General features: G+C 66.1%; 2 protein-coding genes. Both read right to left on the reverse strand.

The genetic code is table 11. The annotated features are described in order from the left end of the window. A partial coding sequence (gene treY / locus ACSLE4_RS08865) for a malto-oligosyltrehalose synthase (protein WP_435904100.1) occupies nucleotides 1-1,769 on the reverse strand: 1,769 nt, incomplete at its 3' end. Next, nucleotides 1,766-3,207, reverse strand: a 1,442-nt coding sequence (gene malQ / locus ACSLE4_RS08870; protein WP_435904101.1) for a 4-alpha-glucanotransferase, incomplete at its 5' end; no start/stop codon positions are given. The genes malQ and treY, both read right to left, overlap by 4 nt.

The raw sequence follows: 3,207 nt of genomic DNA on the forward strand, positions 1-3,207 counted from the left end.
GCCTTCCACTCTTCAGGGCGTTCGCTCAGCACGTATAGCCGGGCACGGGCATCCTCGCCGCGCTTGGTGTCATGGGTGGAGGTGGGGAGCAGGCCGAAAGGCTGGTGGATGCGCCGCGCGGCCATGTCTTCGTGAAAGCTCGCGGGCGCCGCGCCGAACTCGTCGGGTGACCCGCCCACCTCGTTTAGCGCGATCAGGCGGTTATAGCGATAGAACAGCGTGTCCTCGACCGCCTTGGCCATGAGTGGACCGGTGGTCTGCTGGAGGCGCGTCACGAACGTAAGCGCTTCGGCGCGTGCGGCGGGGTCGGGCAGGTCCAGCCGCCAGATTCGCGCGATGAAGTCGATGGCGCCGTCATCCTCCACCTCGCGCGTGCTCTTGGCTGCGGTCTCGGCGCGCGCGATCAACGCCTCGTCCTCGGGGCGCGGGCCGTCGACGTCCACATAGGTGCGATAGACTGGCAGCGACGCGCCGAGTTCGATGATGGCGCGGCGCAGCGTGTCGCGCCCATAATCGCGGGTGGCAAGCTCGGCTTGGGCAAGCTGATGCGCGAGCCCGGTGAGCACGTCGAGCTCGCCGGCGAGGTTGCGGACAAAGATGTGCCGCTTGGTGGCCGCGACCAGCGTTTCATAGTCCGCGGTCTCGCCGGCAAAACTTTCATACGCCGCGGTCAACGGCGCTTCGCCTTCCGGGTCGGTCATCACGCCGCCGAGTGCACGGATGAACTCATAGCCGGTGGTGCCTTGCACCGGCCAATCGGAGCGTAGCGTTTCCGACCCTTCGAGGATCTTCTCCACCAGAACGATGAAGGGGCGCTCTTCGCCGATCGCCTCGCGCAGCTTGCGGAAATAGGCGAGGGGGTCGGCGAGACCGTCCACATGGTCGAGGCGCAAGCCGTCGATGACGCCGTCCGCCGCCAGCCCCAGCATCAGCCGGTGGGTCTCCTCGAACACGCTTGGCTGCTCCATGCGCACGCCGACGAGATCGGCGACCTCGAAGAAGCGGCGATAGGTGAGCGTCTCGCGCGCGGCGCGCCAATAGGCGAGGCGCCACACTTGTGCTTCGTGCAGCGCATGCATGGCTTCGTGATCCGCCGCCATGTCTCGAAGCGCGGCGCTCAAGGTATCGACCTGGTCCGCCTCGCGCGCGCGCGCAGCAAGTTCCGCCTTGAGCTCCTGGGCGGTCTCGGGCGTGGCGATGGCGAAGCGGTTGGTGAGGTCCTCGAAGTCGTCGCCGACGCGGGCCAGCACGTTGGCGTAGGTCGGCGGGCTCAAGGGCAGCTTCATGCCGCCGGCGGTGAAATTCAGGCCGCCATCCCCGGTGTCGAAGTGAAGCCCGAAGCGGCCTTTGTCGAGCGCGAGCCCGTATGGCTCCGGCAGCACCGGGATCAGGAGCTTCGATGCCGTCCAGTCGATGTCGAAATAGCTGGCGTGGGGGCTGTCGGCGCCCCATTCGAGAACGTCGCGCCACCACGGATTGAAGGGGCTCGCGCCCATATGGTTGGGCACGAAATCGGCGATGAGGCCCAGACCTTCGACGCGGAACGCGTTTGCCAGCTCACGAAAGCCGTCCTCGCCGCCGAGCGCGGGCTCGATCTCGTCGTAGCTGGCGCCGTCATAGCCATGCGCCGAGCCGGGGAGGGCGCGCAAGATCGGCGACATATAAAGATGAGAGATGCCGAGCTTTGCGAGATAGGGCGCAAGCGTCTCAGCGCGCGCAAAGTCCATGCCGTCGCGGAATTGCAAACGATAAGTGGCACGCTCGCTCATTGCCGCGGTCGTTCGGCGGCGACGGCGCCGGTGACCGCGCGGAACAGCTTCTGATCGCCCAGAGCCTCGATGGTGAGCGGCATCTTGCGCCGCCAGTTCGGATGCTCGTCCACGGTGCCCGGCAGGTTCGCCTGTTCGACGATCCCAAGCGCGTCATCGAGCTGCACGGCGAAGAGCCGGCAGGGCGTCGCCGCCAGGAAGCGGTGGATCGCCACAAGCACGTCGTCCGGCATGTTCGTCGACTGGACATAAGCCGAATCGGCGGCGAGCGCCTGCGCGCCCATCAAGGCATCGAGCAGGCGTTTGCGGTCGAGCATGCGCTCCTGTCGTTGGATCACGGCTTCGGTCTCCGTGGCGCGGCCCGCCTTGATGCGCCAGTTGATGTCATTGCTGACCCACCAGCCTTTCAAGGTCGGCAGGTCGTGCGTCGAGGCGCAGACCATGGCCTCGCGCCGGTAGGCGTGCGGCGGCATCCAGACGCCCTCACGCTCGCTGAAATAGAAGACCTGGTAGCTCAGAAGGCCAGCGCGGACCATCGTATCGGTAAATCCCGGAGGAACCGTACCAAGATCCTCGCCGATGACGATCGTCTGGGAGATCCAGGATTCCTCGGCGACACCTTCGAGGAGCTCGCGGAAAGGATAGGCCACGTAGGCGCCGTCCTTGGCGGTGTTGCCATCGGGAATCCAATAAAGCCGTTGCAGTCCCATGGCGTGGTCGATGCGAAGCGCGCCGGCATGGCGCATGTTGGCGCGCAGCACAGAGCGGAAAGGCTCCAAGCGCTCCTCGGCGAGGCCCACGGGCGAGAAGGGCACGAGCCCCCAGTCTTGGCCCATCGCGCTGAACGGGTCGGGCGGACAGCCGATCCGCGCTTGGTGGGCGATGGCCGAACCGGCCAGCCAGCTGCGCGAGCCGTCCGGCGAGATGCCGACGGCGAGGTCGAGATAGAGTCCGATGCGCATACCGGCGGCGCGGGCGCGGGCTTGGGCGTCGGCGAGCTGCGTGTCGGCGATCCATTGCAGCCAAGCGTGGAAAGCAATGCGGGTCTTGGCGGCCCGGGCGAAGTCGCGCACCGCGATATTGTCGGGGCTCTGGAACTCCTCGGGCCAAGTGCCCCAGGCCGCATTGCCGCCATTGGCCACGATGTGCTCGGACAGAGCTTCGTACAGCGCATGGATCTCCAGGGCCTTGCCTTGCTCGTAACAGTAATGCTCGAACACATCCTTGGCTTCCACATCGTCCGTCTTGAGGAATTGCGCGAACAGTTCTTCCAGTATGGGGAGCTTCGCGCGATGCGCGCCTGCGTAGTCGATGAGCTCCGTTTGGCGTAAGTCCTGAAGTTCCGCTTCCAGTGTGGCGGGCAGGGAAAGATCGGCGAAACGCTGGACCCGGTCCGGCGCGATCAGGAGCGGGTTGAGGAAGTTGCGCGAGGAAGGGC

The organism is Methyloceanibacter sp., assembly GCF_051306395.1.
GTDB lineage: Bacteria > Pseudomonadota > Alphaproteobacteria > Rhizobiales > Methyloligellaceae > Methyloceanibacter.